Source organism: Amycolatopsis tolypomycina, assembly GCF_900105945.1.
Taxonomy (GTDB): Bacteria; Actinomycetota; Actinomycetes; order Mycobacteriales; family Pseudonocardiaceae; genus Amycolatopsis; species Amycolatopsis tolypomycina.
Window position 1 is genome coordinate 2,975,994 of record NZ_FNSO01000004.1, and the last position, 18,251, is coordinate 2,994,244.

Annotated in this window: 10 protein-coding genes; 7 read left to right on the forward strand and 3 right to left on the reverse strand. The window is 73.8% G+C overall.

Annotation, left to right across the window (positions count from 1 at the left end; translation table 11 throughout):
- Window positions 1–4: 4 nt before the first annotated feature.
- Both BLW76_RS23740 and BLW76_RS23745 read right to left on the reverse strand, forming a co-directional pair.
- Window positions 5–874 (reverse strand): alpha/beta fold hydrolase, encoded by an 870-nt coding sequence (locus BLW76_RS23740; protein ID WP_091311082.1) that lies wholly within the window; start codon window positions 872–874, stop codon window positions 5–7.
- 390 nt (window positions 875–1,264) lie between these two features.
- Window positions 1,265–1,711, reverse strand: a complete 447-nt coding sequence (locus BLW76_RS23745; RefSeq protein ID WP_091311083.1) for a YybH family protein — start codon at window positions 1,709–1,711, stop codon at window positions 1,265–1,267.
- A 50-nt stretch (window positions 1,712–1,761) separates the two neighbouring features.
- Here BLW76_RS23745 and BLW76_RS23750 point away from each other — a divergent pair, with 50 nt between their 5' ends.
- Both BLW76_RS23750 and BLW76_RS23755 read left to right on the forward strand, forming a co-directional pair.
- The gene (locus BLW76_RS23750; RefSeq protein ID WP_091311086.1) at window positions 1,762–2,397 is read left to right on the forward strand and encodes a TetR/AcrR family transcriptional regulator; all 636 of its coding nucleotides are present in this window, start codon (window positions 1,762–1,764) and stop codon (window positions 2,395–2,397) included.
- A 76-nt stretch (window positions 2,398–2,473) separates the two neighbouring features.
- The gene (locus BLW76_RS23755) at window positions 2,474–2,992 is read left to right on the forward strand and encodes a VOC family protein (RefSeq protein ID WP_091311089.1); all 519 of its coding nucleotides are present in this window, start codon (window positions 2,474–2,476) and stop codon (window positions 2,990–2,992) included.
- Here the strand turns inward: BLW76_RS23755 and BLW76_RS23760 are convergent.
- Window positions 2,989–3,408 (reverse strand): DoxX family protein, encoded by a 420-nt coding sequence (locus BLW76_RS23760; protein WP_091311091.1) that lies wholly within the window; start codon window positions 3,406–3,408, stop codon window positions 2,989–2,991. The genes BLW76_RS23755 and BLW76_RS23760 overlap by 4 nt on opposite strands.
- Window positions 3,409–3,872: 464 nt before the next feature.
- Between BLW76_RS23760 and BLW76_RS23765 the strand changes: the two genes are divergently transcribed.
- The 5 genes from BLW76_RS23765 (at window position 3,873) to BLW76_RS23785 (ending at window position 18,249) form a co-directional block, all read left to right on the forward strand.
- A complete protein-coding gene (locus BLW76_RS23765) occupies window positions 3,873–5,138 on the forward strand; it encodes a PucR family transcriptional regulator (protein WP_091311093.1) in 1,266 nt (421 codons plus the stop codon).
- A 104-nt stretch (window positions 5,139–5,242) separates the two neighbouring features.
- Window positions 5,243–5,473 (forward strand): hypothetical protein, encoded by a 231-nt coding sequence (locus BLW76_RS23770; RefSeq protein WP_167385006.1) that lies wholly within the window; start codon window positions 5,243–5,245, stop codon window positions 5,471–5,473.
- Window positions 5,474–6,020: 547 nt separating this feature from the next.
- Window positions 6,021–9,371, forward strand: coding sequence for a beta-ketoacyl synthase N-terminal-like domain-containing protein (locus BLW76_RS23775; RefSeq protein WP_244170281.1), 3,351 nt, complete (start codon window positions 6,021–6,023; stop codon window positions 9,369–9,371).
- Window positions 9,372–9,439: 68 nt separating this feature from the next.
- Window positions 9,440–12,901 carry a non-ribosomal peptide synthetase gene (locus BLW76_RS23780; protein ID WP_091311097.1) on the forward strand — a complete coding sequence of 1,154 codons (3,462 nt, stop codon included), beginning with the start codon at window positions 9,440–9,442 and terminating at the stop codon, window positions 12,899–12,901.
- Window positions 12,898–18,249, forward strand: coding sequence for a type I polyketide synthase (locus BLW76_RS23785; RefSeq protein WP_091311100.1), 5,352 nt, complete (start codon window positions 12,898–12,900; stop codon window positions 18,247–18,249). Before BLW76_RS23780 ends, BLW76_RS23785 begins: the two co-directional genes overlap by 4 nt.
- Window positions 18,250–18,251 lie beyond the last annotated feature (2 nt).

Consider the following 18,251-nt stretch of genomic DNA (forward strand, 5'->3'; position numbering starts at 1 on the left):
CCGCCTAATCTGCCATGACGCCCGCGAACTCGACGACGTGGCGGGCCAGCACGGCGGGCTGGTCCTCGGACAGGAAGGTGTAGGAGTCCGCGACCTCGACGAGTTTCGCGGCCGGCAGCAGGGCGGCGAGCCGGTGGGCCAGCCGGATCGGGAACAGCTTGTCCTCGGTCGCCCACGCGAGCAGCACGGGCCGGTCGAAGGTCCGCAGCTTCTCCGCGGCGGCCAGGGTGTGCCGCGGGTGCACCTCCCGCAGGAGCTTGCGCAGGTCGCGCCGCACGCCGGCGGACTTCCGCAGCGGCGCGAGGTAGTCCTGCGCGACGGCGTCCGGCAGCGGCCGCTTGGTCACCCAGCCGAAGAGGATCGGCAACGGGTGGAGCGCGCGGATCCGCAGCAGCTGCCCGAGCACGGCCATCGAGCCGGGGATCCGGGCGGCCGGCGGCAGGAACCTGAAGATCGGCGGGAAGAAGTACTCGAAGCAGTCCGACGGCGTGAGCACGACCCGCCCGACGCGCTCCGGACGGCGGCTGAGCAGGATCTGCGTCAGCGCGCCGCCGGTGTCGTTCGCGACGAGGGTGACGTCCCGCAGGTCGAGCGCGTCGAGGAAGTCCGCGATGACGTCGGCGTTGCCGGCGGGGGAGAGGTCGGCGCCGGTGCGCATCGGGAGGTCGTGCGCGCCCAGCGGCAGGTCGGGGGCGAGGCACCGGAACCCGGCGGCGGCGACGTCGGGCACGACCTTCCGCCACAGTTCGGCGTTCGTGAGCACCCCGTGGACGAACACCACCGGGGCTCCGGTGCCTCGCTCGCAGTACCGCACTTCGCCGGCGGGCAGCCGGACGCGGTGCTCCTGACCCAGTGATTCGCTGCGCTTCGTCATGCGGGCCAGGTTACATACATGGTGTATGTATGTAAATGACCGCGCAGGGCGGCGGCGAAGTCCTCCATCGAGAGGGGCAGGGGTGGGCTGGCGTAGGTCCAGTCGACGGCGGTGTCGCCCCGGTAGACCTCGTGCTGTCCCGGCAGGCGGCGGCGATCGGAGGGGTGCGGCGGGGGAAGCGGGGGCGAGGACCAGTGTCCCGTCGGGGGTGGTCGCTGATGCGGTGGTGCCCCGGGACTTGGCTTCGGGGAAAGGTCGGATCCGGGGGCACCACCGCCCGCGGGACAGCTGACACGGTGTCCTGCGGTGGACCCAACCTACGCACCGCCGTGGGTGCTGACCAGGGCCTCGATGCGGTGTCGAAGGTTTGTCGCCCGGTCGGTCACCGGCCTACCGAGAGTGGGTCCCGCCGAGCCGTTCGTCGGGTCCGGGTTCGTCCGGTGGGCGGTCGGCGTGGCGGTGGACGATCTTCCACTCGCCGTTCTCGCGGCGGTACACGTGGGTGGCCCGCAGGGTGTACGTCGTGGGCTTCCCGTTGACCGACACCGTGTTGTGCTCGAAGCCGATCGTGTACGCGAGGTCGCCGCTCGCGCCGGCCGCGATGACCTCGAAGCGGTATTCGCGGGAGTCGGAGAACTGGGCCGCGACCCGCTTGAACGCGTCGCTCACGTCGGCCCAGCCGGTGCGGATCGGCAGCCAGGCGCCGAACACGCTCACCGGGTCGGCCTGGGACCACAGGGCGACGCGGGGTTCGAGGTTCCCGTTGTGCATGGCGCGCTCGGCGGCGGTCTGCCGCGGCAGCATCTCGGCGAGGAACGCCTCGGTGGGTGATGGCATGATGACTCCAATACAGTCGTGCTGTTTTCAATACAGTGAGGATGTATCCGATGAGCGGGCCCGTCAAGCGCCAGTACGACTCGAGCCGGCGCCGGGAGCAGGCGCGGGAGAACCGGCGGCGGATCCTGGAGGCGGCGCACGACCTGTTCGTCACGCGCGGTTACGGCCGGACGACCATCGCGGACGTCGCCGAGCGGGCGGGGGTCGCGCCCGAGACCGTCTACGCGGCCTTCAAGAACAAGCCCACCCTGCTGCACCGCGCCTGGGACGTGACCGTGGGCGGCGACGACGAGGACGTGCCCCTGCTGGAGCGCCCGGAGCTGCGGGCCGTGCTCGCCGAACCCGACCTGCGGGCCCGGTTCGCCGCGCTGGCCGTCTTCAACACTGCGGCGATGCGGCGGACGGCCCGGCTGCACCTGGCCGTGCGCGGCGCGGCGGCGAGTGACGCCGCGGCGGCGGCGATGCTCGCCGAGATCGACCGCCAGCGCCTCGAGGGCATGGCCGAGCACGCGCGCGCCGCCGCGGCGACCGGGCAGCTGGCGGTGGCCGAGGACGAGTGCCGGGACGTGCTGTGGTCGACGACGGACGGCTCGCTGTGGCACCAGCTCGTCGAGGGCCGCGGGTGGACCGACGAGCGGTACGCGGCCTGGCTCGGCCGGCTCTGGGCCGCGACGCTGGCGGGTTGACCGGTCCGGGGCGCGCGCCTACCCTTAAGTTGAAACTTCAACCTGTTTGCGCGCCGCACGGACCCGTGGAGCCTCGATGTCGATCTTCCGCCTGAACCACGCCGTGCTCTACGTCCGGAAGCTGGCCGAAAGCGTGGCCTTCTACCGGGACGTGCTCGGCTTCGGGTACATCGACGGCGGTGACGCCCACCGCGGCGCGGCGTTCCTGCGGGCGCCGGGGTCGGTCAACGACCACGACCTCGGCCTCTTCGAAATCGGCGCGGACGCCGCGGATTCGGGTGCCGGGCTGACGTCGGTGGGCCTGTACCACCTGGCGTGGGAGGTCGACACCCTCGGGGACCTCGAGCGGCTCGCGGCCCGGCTCACCGAAGCGGGCGCGCTGGTCGGCTCGTCCGACCACGGAACCACGAAGTCCTTGTACGCCAAGGATCCCAACGGGCTGGAGCTCGAGATCGTCTGGATCATCCCCCAAGCGCTGCTGACCGACGAGGACCGGGCGAAGGGGGCGTCGACCGGTCCGCTCGACCTCGCGGCGGAGCTGGCGAAGTACGGTCCCGACGCGCGCAGCGGCGTCGGGATTTCCCGTTCCTCCTAGACCGTGGCCCGTGCCGGTTCCGAAGACCGCTGCCGGAGGGGCAGGTTCTCAAGGGCGAAGCGGCCCGGGCCGACGAACGCGATCAGCAGCAGCGACCAGCAGAACAGCGCGGACAGCTCGCCGCCGTTCTGGATCGGGAACAGCCCGGTCGGCAGGTGGACGACGAAGTAGGCGTAGGCCATCGAACCGGAGCCGAGCACGGCGGCGACCCGGGAGCCGAGGCCGACGCAGACGAGCGCGCCGCACACGAGCTGGATCACCGCGGCCCACCAGCCGGGCCAGGCCCCGACGGCGGCGGTGGACTTCGCGCCGAACAGGCCGAACAGCGTCTTGAGGCCGTGGCAGGCGAACAGGAAGCCGATGACGATGCGGTAGAGCCCGATGACGTGGTCACGGGCCGGGTCCAGGCGATGCATGGTGCCTCCGGGGAGCGGGAGAGGGCGGCATCGAACCGGCCGGCGGTGGATGTCGGCCATGTGCGAATTCCGATCACCCAGATATACCGGCAGTGGATCGTTGCCACAAGCGCCAAATGCCGGGTAAACGACTTTCGAAAATAGGGGTTCCGGTGGCGCGGCCGTCAGGGGCCTTGCGCGGCAAGGAAAAGCCGCCGTCCGGGTGATCTTTGCGCAATGGTCCAGACCGCCGGATAATCAGGTCCGCACTTTCGCGATTATTTTCGAGTCTTTCGATGCGGCTGCTTAACGGAGAACTTAACAAAATGGTGGATCCGAATGTCGTATGTCGTGCACCCGAATGGCCGGGAGTGCGCTTTCCGATGTGGAGGGACGCCGGGGTGGCGGCGCCGGTGGCCCGTGACGTTCGACTTGACCGGCGAGTTCCTCGAACCTGGTGATCCACGACCCCCTAAGGTGGCTCCATGGTGGACGAAGAAGTCGTCTCGGAGCGCATCCGGCAGATCGCCGCCACCCTCGAGGGCCGCGCGGGCGAACTCACCGGCACGCTGGTCCAGCTGTACGCCACCGACCTGCCGCAGCTGGTCAACGACGACGAGCGCATGGTGAGCCTGCTCTCGGCGAGCGTGTACCAGAACATCGAGACCGCGCTGCAGATCTTCCGGCACGGCATCGACCCGGCGACCGTCGAGCCGCCCGCCGCGGCGATGGAGTACGCCCGGCGGCTGGCGCAGCGCGGCACCCCGGTGTTCGACCTGATCCGCGCCTACGACCTCGGGCAGGCCGCGATGCTCGACTTCGGGTTCGAGGAGTGCACCCGGCTGGTCGACGACGCGGCGCTGCTCGGGGCCATGATGCGCCGGCTGCTGCGGGTCGCCTACGAGTTCATCACCCGGGTCGTCCGCCAGCTCGTCGGCGTCTACCAGGACGAACGCGACCGCTGGCTGCTCAACCGCAGCGCGGCCCGGGCGGCGAAGGTCGCGGACCTGCTCGACGGCAACGGCGGCCCGCCCGACGTCGACGCGGCCGAGGCGGTGATCGGCTACCGCCTGCGCGGCACCCACGTGGGCATGATCGTCTGGCACGCGTCGGAGGCCTTCGTCGACGACGCGCTGTCACTGCTCGAGTCGGTCGCGGGCGCGGTGTTCGAGCGCGTCCGCGGGCAGGGGCGGCCGCTGTTCGTGCCCCGCGACGAGGCCAGCGCCTGGGTGTGGCTCCCGCTCGCACCGGGCACGTCGGTCGGCCGCGAGCAGCTCGACGCGGCGCTCGCGGAAGCCGCGGCGGGCGTGCGGGTGACCGTCGGCGACCCGGGCACCGGCGTCGACGGCTTCCGCGACACCCACCAGCAGGCCCGCCGGGTGCACGCCCTGGCACTGGCGGCGGGGGAGCACTGCGACCGCGTGCTGACGTTCCGCGAGGTCGGCACGGTGGCGCTGATGACGAGCGACCTCAACGCGGCCCGCCTGTGGGTCGCGAGCACGCTCGGTCCCCTGGCGGCCGACGAGGAGAACTGCGGCCGGCTGCGCGAGACGCTCCGGGTGTTCCTGGCCACCGGCGCCAGCTACACCGCGGCGGCCGCCGAGCTGACGATGCACAAGAACTCGGTGCAGTACCGCGTCCGCAAGGCACAGGAGCTGCTGCCCCGCGGCCTGGCCGAGGGCAGGCTGGACATCGAGCTGGCGCTCGCCCTCTGCCGCCGCCTCGGCGCGGCGGTGCTCTCACCGGGGTGAGTTTGGTGCCCGGGACCACCGGGCCCCAAGATCGTTGGGTCCCGGACACGAAGTCGGGCCGCTGATCTTCCCTTACGGTCACCCTCATGGGTGAGAACGGTGGAATGCTCGCACTGGTGCGGCTACGCCGAGGCGTCGTCGGCGAAAGCAGACGCGTCTGCCACCTGATCCCCGTGCCCGCCGGCCCGGTGCCCGACCGGCTGATGGCGCTGTGCGGTGAGTCGATCTGTCCGGGGGATGCCGAGGTCCTCGACGGGTTGCGCGGGATGCCGTGTCACGTGTGCCTGGTGCGGAGTGCGCCGCCGGGGCAGGGGTTGCTGGCGAACGCCGGCTGAGCCGACCCGCCGACCCGGCACGACGACCGTCGTCGTGCCGGGTCTTCGTGTGCCCGGAACCTCGCCGTCCCCTGTGGACTCCCCAGCGCGCGGCCGCGGCTGAATCGATTTCGTGAATTGCACTCCCCGTGCAGCCGATACAAAGCGGGCGAAACGACTGTCGGTGAATATCCGACCAAATGTGCCAACTGAATTCCTGGGTGATGACCGTCGGTGATCAACCGATTGTCCACAGTGGTCTTCGGCACCGCTGCCGCTGTGGATGACGTGGGAAACTGGTGCTTGTGGCCCAGGATCGATAGGTCATTCGGCTGAACTCTGCGGATTACGTACCCGTGAATCGCGCCGGGACCCTTAACCTTGCGTGATTCTTCGTCAATCGCACTGGGGAGTGAGATGAAGTCGACGTCACCGCCGTGGTTTTCGTGCGCCCATTCACCGTCGGGGGCCGACCGCCGGCGATGACGCAAGCCGGTTTCTCAGACGTTTCGCGGAAATCGTCCGTACTGCGCCCGATCGGATCGCCGTCCTCGCCGATGGTGCGGTGGTGAGCTACGGGTCGCTGGCCGCGCTGGCCGGGGGGCAGGCCGCGCGGCTGCTCGATGCCGGCGTCCGGCCGGGCGAGTTCGTCGGCCTGGTCACCGGGCACGGCACGCGGGCCATCTCCGCCGTCCTCGGCACGCTGGCGGCGGGGTGCACCTACGTCCCGCTCGACCCGACGTTCCCGCGGGACCGCCTCGCCCACCAGGTCGCGGCCGCCCGGGTGACCGCCCTGCTGGCCGATCCCGAGCACCTCGAACTGGCGGAAGCCCTGTGCCGCACCGGGTCCGCTCGCGTCGTGCCCTCCGGAACGGACACCGGGGCGGACACCGCGCCGCTGCCGGTGCCCGATCCCGACCCGGACGCGCCGGCCTACGTGCTGTTCACCTCCGGCTCCACCGGGACGCCGAAGGCGGTCGCGCAGACCCACCGCAACCTGCTGCACGTCGTGGACAACCAGATCGCGACGCTCGGCATCACCGCCGCCGACCGGCTCAGCCTGCTGGCCTCCTTCGGCTTCGACGCGGCGATCCCCGACCTCTACCCGGCGCTGCTGACCGGCGCCGCCGTGGTGCCGGTCGACGTCCGCGCGCACGGCGTGGCCCACGCCGCCCGCGAACTCGCGCGGCACCGGGTCACCGTCTACCACTCGACGCCCACCGTCTACCGCTACCTGCTCGAGGCCCTCGATGGCGACCTGCCCTCGGTGCGGACCGTCCTGCTGGGCGGCGAGCAGGCCACCTACGCCGACGTCCGCCGCGGCCGGTTCGCGCCGGACTGCGTGTTCGTCAACGGCTACGGCGCCACCGAGGTCACCTTCGCCGCGCAGTACCGGTTGACCGCCGCGGACGTCGACGACAATGCCGCCGGCCCGCTGCCCATCGGGACCGCGCTGCCGGGCTACACGCTCACCGTGCTCGACGGCGGTGAACTCGAAGTCAGCGGCGAGTACCTGGTCGACGGCTACTTCGACCAGCCGAGCCCGGCCTTCGGGAGCAAGGACGGCGTCCGCACCTACCGCACCGGCGACCTCGGCAGGCTCCGCCCGGACGGCACCGTCGTCTGCCTCGGCCGCCTCGACCGGCAGGTCAAGGTGCGCGGGTTCCGGATCGAGCTGACCGAGGTCGAAGCCCGGCTCGGCGAGCAGCCCGAAGTGGCCGAAGCCCGCGCCATCGTGCGCGGCGGCGCACTGCTCGCCTACGTCGTCCCGGTGGCGGGCAGCCGTCCGGACGGTACGGCGCTGCGGGCCGCGCTGGCCGGGGTGCTGCCCGGGCACGCGGTGCCCACGGCCGTCACCGTGGTCCCGGTGTTCCCGCTCACCGTCAGCGGCAAGCTCGATGAGGAAGCGCTTCCGGACCCGCGGCCGGCGGAGGTGCCGGAGCCCGCCGCGCCGATGACGCCGGCGCAGCGCCGGGTGCACGCGATCTGGTGCGCGGTCCTCGGGCACGACCGGGTCGGCACCACGGACGCGTTCTTCGACGTCGGCGGCCATTCCCTGCTGCTGGGCACCGTCCAGCAGCGGCTGGCCGCGGAGTTCGGGGCCGAGGTCCCGCTGCTGGCCCTGCTGGAGCACCCGACGGTCGCCGCGCAGGCCGCCTACCTGGAACCGTCCACTTCGGACGCCGAGCCTGCTCTCGCGGACGAGGCGGGCGAGGACGAACCCGGCAGCGACCTGATCGCCGTCGTCGGGCTCGCCTGCCGGTTCCCCGGCGCGCCGGACGCCGACGCGTTCTGGTGGAACCTCTGCGCCGGAACCGACGCGATCCACGACTACACCGACGACGAGCTGGCCGCCCTCGGCATCGGCCCCGGCCTGCGGGCCGACCCGGCACACGTGCGCGCCGGGGGCAGGCTCGCGCACGTCGAGGACTTCGACGCCGGGTTCTTCGGGTTCGGCCCGGACGAAGCCGCGTTGACCGACCCGCAGCACCGGCTCTTCCTGGAGACGGCGTGGCACGCCCTCGAAGACGCGGGCCGGGACCCGGCCCGGGAACACGGCCCGGTCGGCGTGTTCACCTCCACGAGCGTGAACCGGTACTTCCTGTTCCACCTGTTCGGCAACCCGGCCGTCACCGGCGACGTCGACCCCGACGACTGGGAGGGCAGGCTGCCCGGGCGGCAGCTCGCCGACCACCTGCCCGGCCAGGTCGCCTACCGGCTCGGGCTGACCGGGCCCGCGGTGGCGGTCCAGAGTGCCTGCTCCAGCTCGCTCGCGGCGGTCGGGCTGGCCGCGCAGAGCCTCGCCGAATACCGTTGCGACCTGGCGATCGCCGGCGGGGTGAGCGTGACGTGGCCGCGGTACCGCGCCGGCGGGATGGCTTCGCCGGACGGCCGCTGCCGGTCGTTCGACGCCGCCGCCGACGGCGCCGGGTTCGGTTCGGGCGCCGGAGCCGTGGTGCTGCGGCGGCTGTCCGACGCGCTCGCCGACGCCGACCACATCCACGCCGTGCTGCCCGGCTGGGCGATGACCAACGACGGCGGCGACCGCGCCGGGTACGCCGTGCCGAGCCCGGCGGGCCAGGCGGCGGCGATCGCCGAGGCACTGGCCGTCGCCGAGGTCGACCCGGCCGAGGTCCGGCTGGTCGAGGCGCACGGCAGCGGCACCCCGCTGGGCGACGCCATCGAGGTGGCCGCGCTCAACCGGGTGTACCGGGACGTCCCGGCCGGCACCTGCGCGCTCGGCTCGGTCAAGACGAACATCGGGCACCTCGACGCGGCCGCCGGGGTGGCCGGGCTGATCAAGGCGGTGCTTTCCGTGCGGCACGGCGTCATCCCGCCGAACCTGCACTTCACCGCGCCGCACCCGGAGGTCGACCTGGCCGGCGGGCCGTGTTACGTGCCCGTCAAGGCCGCGGACTGGCCGGCCGTGCCGCGGCGGGTGGCCGGGGTCAGCGCGTTCGGCATGGGTGGGACGAACGTCCACGTGCTCGTCGAAGAGCCGCCGGTGCCCGTACCGCGGGTGACCGCGGACGGCCCGCACGTCCTGCCGGTGTCCGCGCGGGACGGGAAAGCCCTGCGCGAGGCGCTTTCGGGGTTGCGGGACCGGCTCGCGGCCGATCCGCCGGACCTCGCCGACGTCGCCTACACCCTCGCCGTCGGCCGCCGGGAGCTCGCCGTCCGGGCGGCGGTGGTCGCGACGACCGCGGCCGAGGCCGTCGCCGCCCTCGACACGCTGCTCGACGAGGGGACGGATCTGGCCGGGGCGCCCGGCGCGGCCCGGGAACTGGCCGCCCGCTGGGTCGGCGGCGCCGCGGTCGACTGGGTCGCGAGGCACGACGGCGCCCGCCCCGGCCGGGTGCCGCTGCCCGGTTATCCGTTCCAGCGCAGCAGGTTCTGGATCGATCCGCCGGCTCGGTGAACCACCGCTGAGCCGCACGCACGACAACACGGCCGCCACCGCGGCCGTGCCGAACTGGGGAGTTCACGTTGACCGACACGTTGCCCGGCACGGGCATCGACGGCCCGGCCCTGTCTTCGCCGACACTGTCCGATACGGACACCACGGTCGCCGCGTTGATCCTGGCCCAGGCGGGGCGGACGCCGGCCGCGCTCGCCGTGCGGCAGGGCACCGCCCGGCTCACCTACGCCGAGCTCGTCGCCGCGGCCTGGGGCGTGGCCGCCGCCCTGCGCGAACGCGGGGCCGGTCCGGAGACCCGGGTGGGGGTGTGCGCGCACCGGACGCCCGCCCTGGTGACCACCGTCCTCGGCGTCCTGTTCTCCGGCGCCTGCTACGTCCCGCTCGAGCCGGGCGGCCCGCGGGCCCGGCTGTCGGGGATCGTCGCCGACGCCGGGGTCTCGCTGGTCATCGGCGACGCCGCGGTCGCGGAATTCGGGCCCGAGCGCGGGATCGGCGTCCCGCCGCCCGCCGCGCCCGGGGTCTGCCCGGCCACGCCGGACAGCACCGCGCACGTGCTCTACACCTCCGGGTCGACCGGACGGCCGAAGGGCGTGCTCACCACCCACCGCAACATCGTCGCGTTCGCCGCCGGGTTCGCCGGGCGGCTGGGCGTCGGCCCGGGCACCCGCGCGCTCGGCATCGCCTCGCCCGGCTTCGACGCGTTCACCATGGACGTCTTCGTGCCGCTGATGACCGGCGGGTCGGTGCAGCTGGTGGGCTCGGCCGACCGCGCGGACCCGGAACGGCTGCGCCGGTTCATCGTCGAGCACGAGGTGAACTGGGGGTTCATCACCCCGACCCTGCTGTCGCTGCTCGACCCGGAAGACGTGCCCGGCTGGCGGACCATCGCCTGCGGCGGCGAGCCGGTGCCCGCCGCGCTGGCCGCCCGCTGGCTGCCCGGCCGCCGGTTCTTCAACGCCTACGGCCCGACCGAGACGACCGTCGTCGTGCTCACCGACGAGGTGACCGGCATCCCGGCCGACCCGCTGCCGCTGGGCACGCCGACGCCGAACCACCGCGCGCACGTCGTCGACGCCGACCTGCGGCCGGTCCCGCCGGGCGAGGTGGGCGAGCTGGTCATCGGCGGGCCCGGCCTGGCCGCGGGCTACCTGAACAGCCCGGAGCTGACCGCGCGGAAGTTCGTCGCGGACCCGTTCACGCCGGGGGAGCGGCTCTACCGCACCGGCGACCTGGCCCGGCTGCGCCCCGACGGCAGGCTGGAGTTCGCCGGCCGCGCCGACCGCCAGGTGAAGGTCCGCGGCCAGCGGATCGAGCTCGGCGAGGTCGAGGCCGCGCTCGGCGCCCACCCGGACGTCGACGCCGTCGCGGTCGAAGCCGTGCCGGGCCCCGGCGGCACCCGGCTGGTCGCCTTCCTCACCCCGGAAGCGGCCCCGGCCGACGAGGACATCCACGCGTACGCGGGGGACCGGCTGACCGAGGCGATGCGGCCGGCCGCGATCCGGCGCCTGGCCGAGCTGCCCGTCAACACCGTCACCGGCAAGATCGACCGGCCCGCCCTGCGGGCGCTGGCCGAGGCCGAGCCGGCGGACGCACCCGAGGCAGGATCGCCGGTGGAGGCCGTGTGGCGGCGGGTGCTCGGCCCGGGGGCGGGCACCGGCTTCCTGTTGTCCGGCGGGGACTCGATCGCCGCGATGCGGCTGGTCGCGGCGCTGCGGGCCGAGTTCGCCGCCGACGTCTCCGTCGAAGACGTCTTCGCCGGGGGCACTCTCGACGGGCTCGCGCGGCGGGTGGCCGAGGCCGCGCCGCTCACCGGCGCGAGCCTGACGACCGGGCACGCCCCGGCGTTGTCCCCGCCGCAGCGGCGGCTGTGGTTCCTCGACCAGCTCGCCCCGGACGCGGCGCCGTACAACATCGCGATGGCGTTCCGGCTGACCGGTCCCCTCGACGTCGAGGCGCTGCAGGCCGCGCTGCGGGCGGTCGCCGAGCGGCATGACGTGCTGCGCTGGCGCATCCGGCCGGTCGACGGCGTCCCGCGGGCCGAGTGCCTGCCCGCCGACGACGTCCCCTTGCCGGTCGTCCCGGTGGCCACCGCCGCCGTGGCCGCCCGGCTGGCCGCCGACGCGGCGACCCCGGTCCGGCTCGACCGCGAACCGCCGTGGCGGGTGCGGCTCTACGAGCTGGGGCCGGACGAGCACGTCCTCGGGATGACCCTGCACCACGCCGTGTTCGACGGCTGGTCGCAGGAGCTCCTCTGCGCCGACCTCACCGCGGCCTACCGCGGCGAGGCGTTGCCACCCCTGCCGGTGTCCTATGCGGACTACGCGGTCTGGCGCGCCGACCGCGACTGCCGCCGGGAAGCGGTCGACCTGGCCTGGTGGACGGACCACCTGGCGGGCATATCGTCCACAGTGGACTTGCCGCGGGACCGGCCGCGCCCGGCCGTGCAGACCTACCGCGGCGCCAGTCATCGCCAGGCGTTCCCCGGCGGTGTCGCCGAGGCCGTCGGCGAGCTGGCCCAGCGCACCGGGACCACCCGCGCCGGCGTGCTGCTGGCGGCGTTCGGGCAGCTGCTGCGCCGGCTCACCGGCGGGGCCGACCACCTGGTCGCCACCGTCGTCGCGGACCGGCAGCTGGCCGAAACCCAGGACGTCGCCGGGTTCTTCGTGGACATCGTCCCGGTGCGGCTGCGGGCCGGCGACGCGGACTTCACCACGCTCGTGCGCGCCGGCGGCGAGGAGCTCCTGGCCGCCACCGCCCACCCGGCAGCGCCGATCGACCGGCTCGTCGACGCGCTCGGCGTGCCACGCGACCCGTCCCGGGCGCCGCTCGTACAGGTGATGGTCAACGTCCTGAACTTCGCCGAACCGCGGCTCGGCCTGCCCGGGGTGCGCGCGGACTGGCTGCCGGTCGAGAAGCCCGGCTCGCCGTTCGACCTGACCGTCTACGTCCTCGAACACGGCATCGAGCTGCTCTACAACCCCGACCTGTTCGACGCGGCCCGGATGTCCGCGCTGGCCGAGGACTTCACGGCGTTGCTCGCCGCGCTCGTCGCCGAGCCGGAGCGCCCGGCGGCGGAGTGTGCACCGGAACTGCCCCGGGCCGCCGTCCGCACTGCCGCGCCGGGGGCCGCCGTCCGGGCCCCGGCCCGGGCGGATCCGGTCGTCCCGGTCGCCGATCCGGCCGCGCTGGCCGCCACCGAGGCCGTCATCGCGGCGGTCTGGCGGGAGGTGCTCGGCCGCGATCGCGTGGGCGTGACCGACAACTTCTTCGACATCGGCGGGCATTCGCTCGCATTGGCCCGCGTCCACGCCGAGGTCACCGCCCGGCTCGGCCGCCGCATCCCGATGGTGGACCTGTTCACCCACCCCACCGTCCGCGCCCTCGCCACCCACCTGCACGCGGGGGCCGCGCCCAGCCCGGAGCTCGCCCGCGCCGCCGAGCGGGTCGCCGCCCGCCGGGGGCGCACCCCGTCCAGAAGACCCCGCCGCAGTGCCGGCACGACCGGCCAGGAACAGGAGCGACCGCTGTGACCCACGACCTCGAACCCGACCCCGGCACCGAGCCGATCGCCATCGTCGGGATGGCCGCCCGCGTTCCCGGAGCCGGTGATCTCCGCCAGTTCTGGCGCAACCTCGTCGACGGCGTCGAGTCCATCAAGCCCGCCACGCGCGAGGAACTGCTCGCCCGCGGCGCGGATCCGGCCACTTTGGACGATCCCAGCTGGGTCAACGCCACCACGGTGGTCGAGGGCTTCGACGAGTTCGACGCCGACCTGTTCGGCATGACCAGCCGCGAAGCCGAGATCACCGACCCGCAGCACCGCGTGTTCCTCGAAGCCTGCCACTCGGCGCTCACCGACGGCGGCTACGACCCGGCCCGCTACCGCGGCGCGATCGGCGTCTACGGCGGCACCGGGCGGACCGGCTACCTGGTCGAGAACCTGCTGCGCAACGAGCGCGTGATGGCCTCGCAGCACGGCGGCATCGGGATGTCGACCGGCAACCAGCCCAGCTACCTGACGACGTCGGTGTCCTACAAGCTGAACCTGCGCGGGCCGAGCCTGGCCATCCACACCGCGTGCTCGACGTCGCTGGTCGCGGTGCACCTGGCCTGCGAGGCCCTGCGCAACGGCGAATGCGACATGGCGCTGGCCGGCGGCGTGAACCTGGAGATGCCGCACGGCATCGGGTACATGGGCGTCGACGGCTTCACCTCGCCGGACGGGCACGTCCGCGCGTTCGACGCCGGCGCCAACGGCACGGTCTGGAGCAGCGGCGTCGGCGTCGTCCTGGTCAAGCGGCTGTCGCAGGCACTGGCAGACGGCGACCACATCCGGGCGGTCGTGCTCGGCAACGCGATCAACAACGACGGCGCGACGAAGGTCGGCTTCTCCGCGCCGAGCGTCGCCGGCCAGACCGAGGCGATCGCGCAGGCGGTCGGCATGGCCGGGGTCGACCCGCGCACCATCGGCTACGTCGAGGCGCACGGCACCGGAACCGCGCTGGGCGACCCGATCGAGATCACCTCGCTGTCCACTGTGTACGGACACGGCGCCGCGGACACCGGCTGGTGCGCCATCGGCTCGGTGAAGTCGAACATCGGCCACCTGTCCCAGGCGGCCGGCGTGGTGGCGCTGATCAAGACCGTCCTCGCGATGGAGCACGGGCTGATCCCGCCGACCATCAACTACGAGGAGCCCAACCCGGGCATCGACTTCCCGCGCAGCCCGTTCTACCCCGTGCGGACGGTGACCAAGTGGGAGGCGGCCCCCACCCCGCGCCGGGCCGGCGTGAGCTCGTTCGGCGTCGGCGGCACGAACGCCCACCTGGTGCTGGAGGAGGCCCCGCCGTCCCGGCTGACGCGGCGGCCGCACCCTGCGCACCTGCTGCGGGTCTCCGCGAAGTCACCGGAAACCCTGGCCACCGCGGTCGAACGGCTCGCCGACCGGCTGGCCGGGGACGTCGACCTCGACCTCGCCGACGTCGCCCACACCCTCGCCGCCGGGCGCACCGAGTACCCGCACCGCGCGGTCGTCGTCGCCCGCGACCCCGAAGACGCGGTCGACGGCCTGCGCGACCCGCGGCGCCTGGTGACCGCGCAGGCGGCCGAGCTCAAGGTGGCGTTCCTGTTCAGCGGACAGGGATCGCAGTACGCGGGCATGGGCGCCGAGCTGTACCGCAGCGAGCCCGTGTTCGCCGCGGCCGTGGACGAGTGCTGCGAGCTGGCCGGCGTGGCGGGCCTGAAGGAGCTGATCTTCGACCGCGGCGGGGACGCGAAGCTGCGCGAGACCCGCTACACCCAGCCCGCGCTGTTCGTCGTCGAGTACGCGCTGGCGATGCTGTGGCACAGCTGGGGCGTGCGGCCCGGGGCGATGATCGGGCACTCCGTCGGCGAGTACGTCGCCGCGACCGTCGCGGGGGTGTTCACCCTGGCCGACGCGGTGGCGCTGGTCGTCCGGCGGGGCGAGCTGATGCAGTCGATGCCCGCGGGCGCGATGCTCGCCGTCCAGCTCGACGAAGAGGCCGTGACGCAGCGGCTGCCCGAGGGCCTCGCGATCGCCGGGGTCAACGGCCCGGGCACCTGCGTCGTCGCCGGGCCTTCGGAGGCGGTCGCGGACTTCGCCGCGCTGCTGCGCTCGAGTGACGTGCAGTGCCGCGAGCTGGTGACCTCGCACGCCTTCCACTCGCCGATGATGGACCCGATCCTGGCCGGGTTCACCGAGGCCGTCGCCGCGGTGCCGCGGTCGGCGCCGTCGCTGCCGTTCCTGTCGAACCTGGCCGGCGGCTGGATCACCGACGCCCAGGCCACCGATCCGGCCTACTGGGCCGCCCACCTGCGCCAGGCGGTCCGGTTCGGCGACTGCGTCCGGACGCTGTTCGACGGCGGCGACCGTTGGGCGCTCGTCGAATGCGGGCCGGGGCACCAGCTGGCCGGGCTCGCCCGCGGCCAGGTGCCGAAGGGCCTGCCCGCACCGCAGCCGAGCCTGCCCGGCCGCACCGACCGCGAAGGCGACGTCGAAACGCTCTACGCCGCGGCCGGTCTCCTGTGGACACACGGGGTCTCCGTCGAGTCGGCCGTTCCCGCGCAGCGCGTGCCCCTGCCGGGCTACCCCTACGCCCGCAAGCGCTACTGGATCGACCCCGACCCGGCCGGGACGGTCGCCGCCCCGGTGCGGCCGAGCGGGCCGCTGCCCCTCGACGAGTGGTTCGCCGTGCCCTCCTGGCGCCAGGCCGGCCCGGAGCTGCGGCGCGAGCCGTTCGCGTCGTGTCTCGCGTTCGTCGACGACGACGTCCTGCCGGGCCTGCTGCACGACGCCGGGGTCACCGTCACCGAAGTCCGGCCGGGCACCGAGTTCGCCGCCGTCGAGGGCGGCTTCACCGTGCGGCCCGGCGTCCGCGAGGACTACGACGCCCTCGTCGCCGCCCTCGGGACGCGCCCGGAGCGGGTCGTCCACGCGTGGGCGCTCGGCGGTGCGGAAACAACCGGGGCTTCGCCCCGGGCCGGGGGCTTCGCCACCCGGACCCCCGAAAAGCGAGCTGTGACCGGGATGGCCGCCCAGGACCGGGGTTTCTTCAGCGTCCTCAACCTGGTCCAGGCCTGGGGCGAGCCGGTGCGGCTCGACGTGCTGAGCACGGGCACCGCCGACGTCACCGGCACCGACCTGACCCGGCCCGAGCACGCGACCCTCGCCGGCATCGCGCGGGTCGTCCCCCTCGAAGTCCCGGGCACGGTCGTGCGGCGGATCGACATCGAGAGCCTGTCCGGCGAGGTCGTGGCCGAGCTGTTCGGACCGGCGGACCCGGCCGAGGTCGCGCTGCGCCGCGGCCGCCGCTGGGTCCAGGAGCACACGCAGCTCACGGTGCCCGAGGCGGCGCCGCGGGTGCTGCGCGAAGGCGGCCGGTACCTGATCACCGGCGGCACCGGCGGCATCGGCATCACCCTCGCCGAGGACTTCGCCCTGCGGGTCCGCGCGAAGCTGATCCTGCTGACCCGGGGTGGCTTGCCGCCCCGCGAGGAATGGGCCGCCCACCCCGGCGACGACCGGGTGGGCCGCGCGATCCGCGCGATCCGGCGGATGGAGGCGGCCGGGGCGGTGGTGCACGTGCTCGCCGCCGACGTCACCGACCCGGTCCGGCTGCGGGAGGTCCGCGAGCTGGCCGAACGCGAGTTCGGCGGGCTCGACGGCATCGTGCACGCGGCCGGGCTCCCCGGCGGCGGCGTCGCCGAGGTCAAGGAGCGGGCGGCCGCGGAGGCGGTCCTCGGTCCGAAGATCGGCGGCACCCTGGCCCTGGCCGAGGCGTTCGCCGACCTGCCGATGGACTTCGTCGCGCTGTGCTCGTCGGTCACCGCGGTCTCCGGCGACTTCGGGCAGGTCGACTACTGCGCGGCCAACACCTTCCTCGACGCTTACGCCCGCGGCGACCACGGCTGGCAGGCCCGCGTCGTCTCGCACAACTGGGGTGGCTGGGACGAGGTCGGCATGGCCGCCGAGGTGGCCGCGCCGACGACCATCCGCTCCACCCGCACCAGGGCGGACGGCCCGGTCGAGCACCCGGTGCTCACCACCCGCACCGGCGAGAGCTGCCACGGCCTCGTCTCGGCGGCCGGGCACTGGCTGCTCGACGAGCACCGGATCGCCGGCGTGCCGGTCGTCCCGGGCACCGGGCACCTGGAGACCGTGCGGGCCGCGGTCGAGGCGGCCCGGCCGTGCCCCGGCGACAACCACGTCGTCGAACTGCAGGACGTCGCCTTCCTGGAGCCGTTCTCGGTGCCGGACGGCACGGTCGCGGAGTACCGGGTCGGCTTCGACGGCGACGGCTTCACGGTGACCAGCCGCGCGGCCGGGGTGACGAAGGTGCACGTCCGCGGCTCCGCGAGCTGGGTGCCCGCGCCGGTCACGTCCACTGTGGACCTCGACGCGGTGCGCGGCCGGACCACCGTGCTCGACGACGGCAACGGCTTCGGCACCGGCCGGACCAGCATGGTCACCTTCGGCCCGCGGTGGGCCGCGCTGCGCACCCACCACGTCGGCGAGCACGAGGAACTGGCGTCGATCGTCGCGCCGGTGTTCGACGCGGGCTGGGGGCTGCACCCGGCGCTGCTCGACATCGCGACCGCGTTCGGCCGCGGCCGGGGGAGCGGCACCTACCTGCCGATGAGTTACGGGCGGGTGGTCGTGCACGCCCCGCTCCCGGCGAGCTTCCACAGCCACCTGCGGTACCGGAACTCCGGCGGCGACCAGGTGATCGCCGCCGACCTGGCGCTGTGCGACGACACCGGCCGCGTGCTGGTCGAGATCGAGGACTTCGTGCTGCGGCAGGTCGACGAGAACGCGGTCAGCAGCGGCCTGAGCGCCGTGCCGAAGTCCACTGTGGACTCGGCGGGCATCCGGCCGGTCGACGGTGCCGAGGCGTTCCTGCGGGCCCTGACGCCCGGCCTCGGCGGGCAGGTGGTGATCAGCACCCGCCCGGTGCGCGACCTGTTCGACCGCCGGGTGACCGCCGAACGCCTGGAAGAGACCGAAGAAGTCACCGAGCCGGTGGTTTCGCAGGCGCAGGACGACTACGTCGCCCCGCGCACCGACCTCGAGGCGGAGATCGCCCGGCAGTGGGCCGAAGTGCTCGGCGTCGAGCGCGTCGGCGTCCACGACGACTTCTTCGCCCTCGGCGGCAACTCGCTGGTCGCCATCCAGCTGATCGCCCAGGTCCGCAAGACCACCGGCGCCCGGCTGGCCATGAAGACGCTGTTCGAATCCTCCACGGTCGCCGCACTGGCCGAGCGGATCGAGGACCTGCGGAGTGGGGCACTTTCACGTGAAAGTGCCCCACCGGCGGCGACGGAACCGGCCGCGACCACCATCCCCAAGCTCGAGCGCTGAAG

Bases quoted from the DNA above. Each gene is read 5' to 3' on its own strand.
- BLW76_RS23740 (WP_091311082.1), bottom strand. From the start codon at position 874: ATGACGAAGCGCAGCGAATCACTGGGTCAGGAGCACCGCGTCCGGCTG.
- BLW76_RS23745 (WP_091311083.1), bottom strand. From the start codon at position 1,711: ATGCCATCACCCACCGAGGCGTTCCTCGCCGAGATGCTGCCGCGGCAG.
- BLW76_RS23750 (WP_091311086.1), top strand. From the start codon at position 1,762: ATGAGCGGGCCCGTCAAGCGCCAGTACGACTCGAGCCGGCGCCGGGAG.
- BLW76_RS23755 (WP_091311089.1), top strand. From the start codon at position 2,474: ATGTCGATCTTCCGCCTGAACCACGCCGTGCTCTACGTCCGGAAGCTG.
- BLW76_RS23760 (WP_091311091.1), bottom strand. From the start codon at position 3,408: ATGCATCGCCTGGACCCGGCCCGTGACCACGTCATCGGGCTCTACCGC.
- BLW76_RS23765 (WP_091311093.1), top strand. From the start codon at position 3,873: ATGGTGGACGAAGAAGTCGTCTCGGAGCGCATCCGGCAGATCGCCGCC.
- BLW76_RS23770 (WP_167385006.1), top strand. From the start codon at position 5,243: ATGCTCGCACTGGTGCGGCTACGCCGAGGCGTCGTCGGCGAAAGCAGA.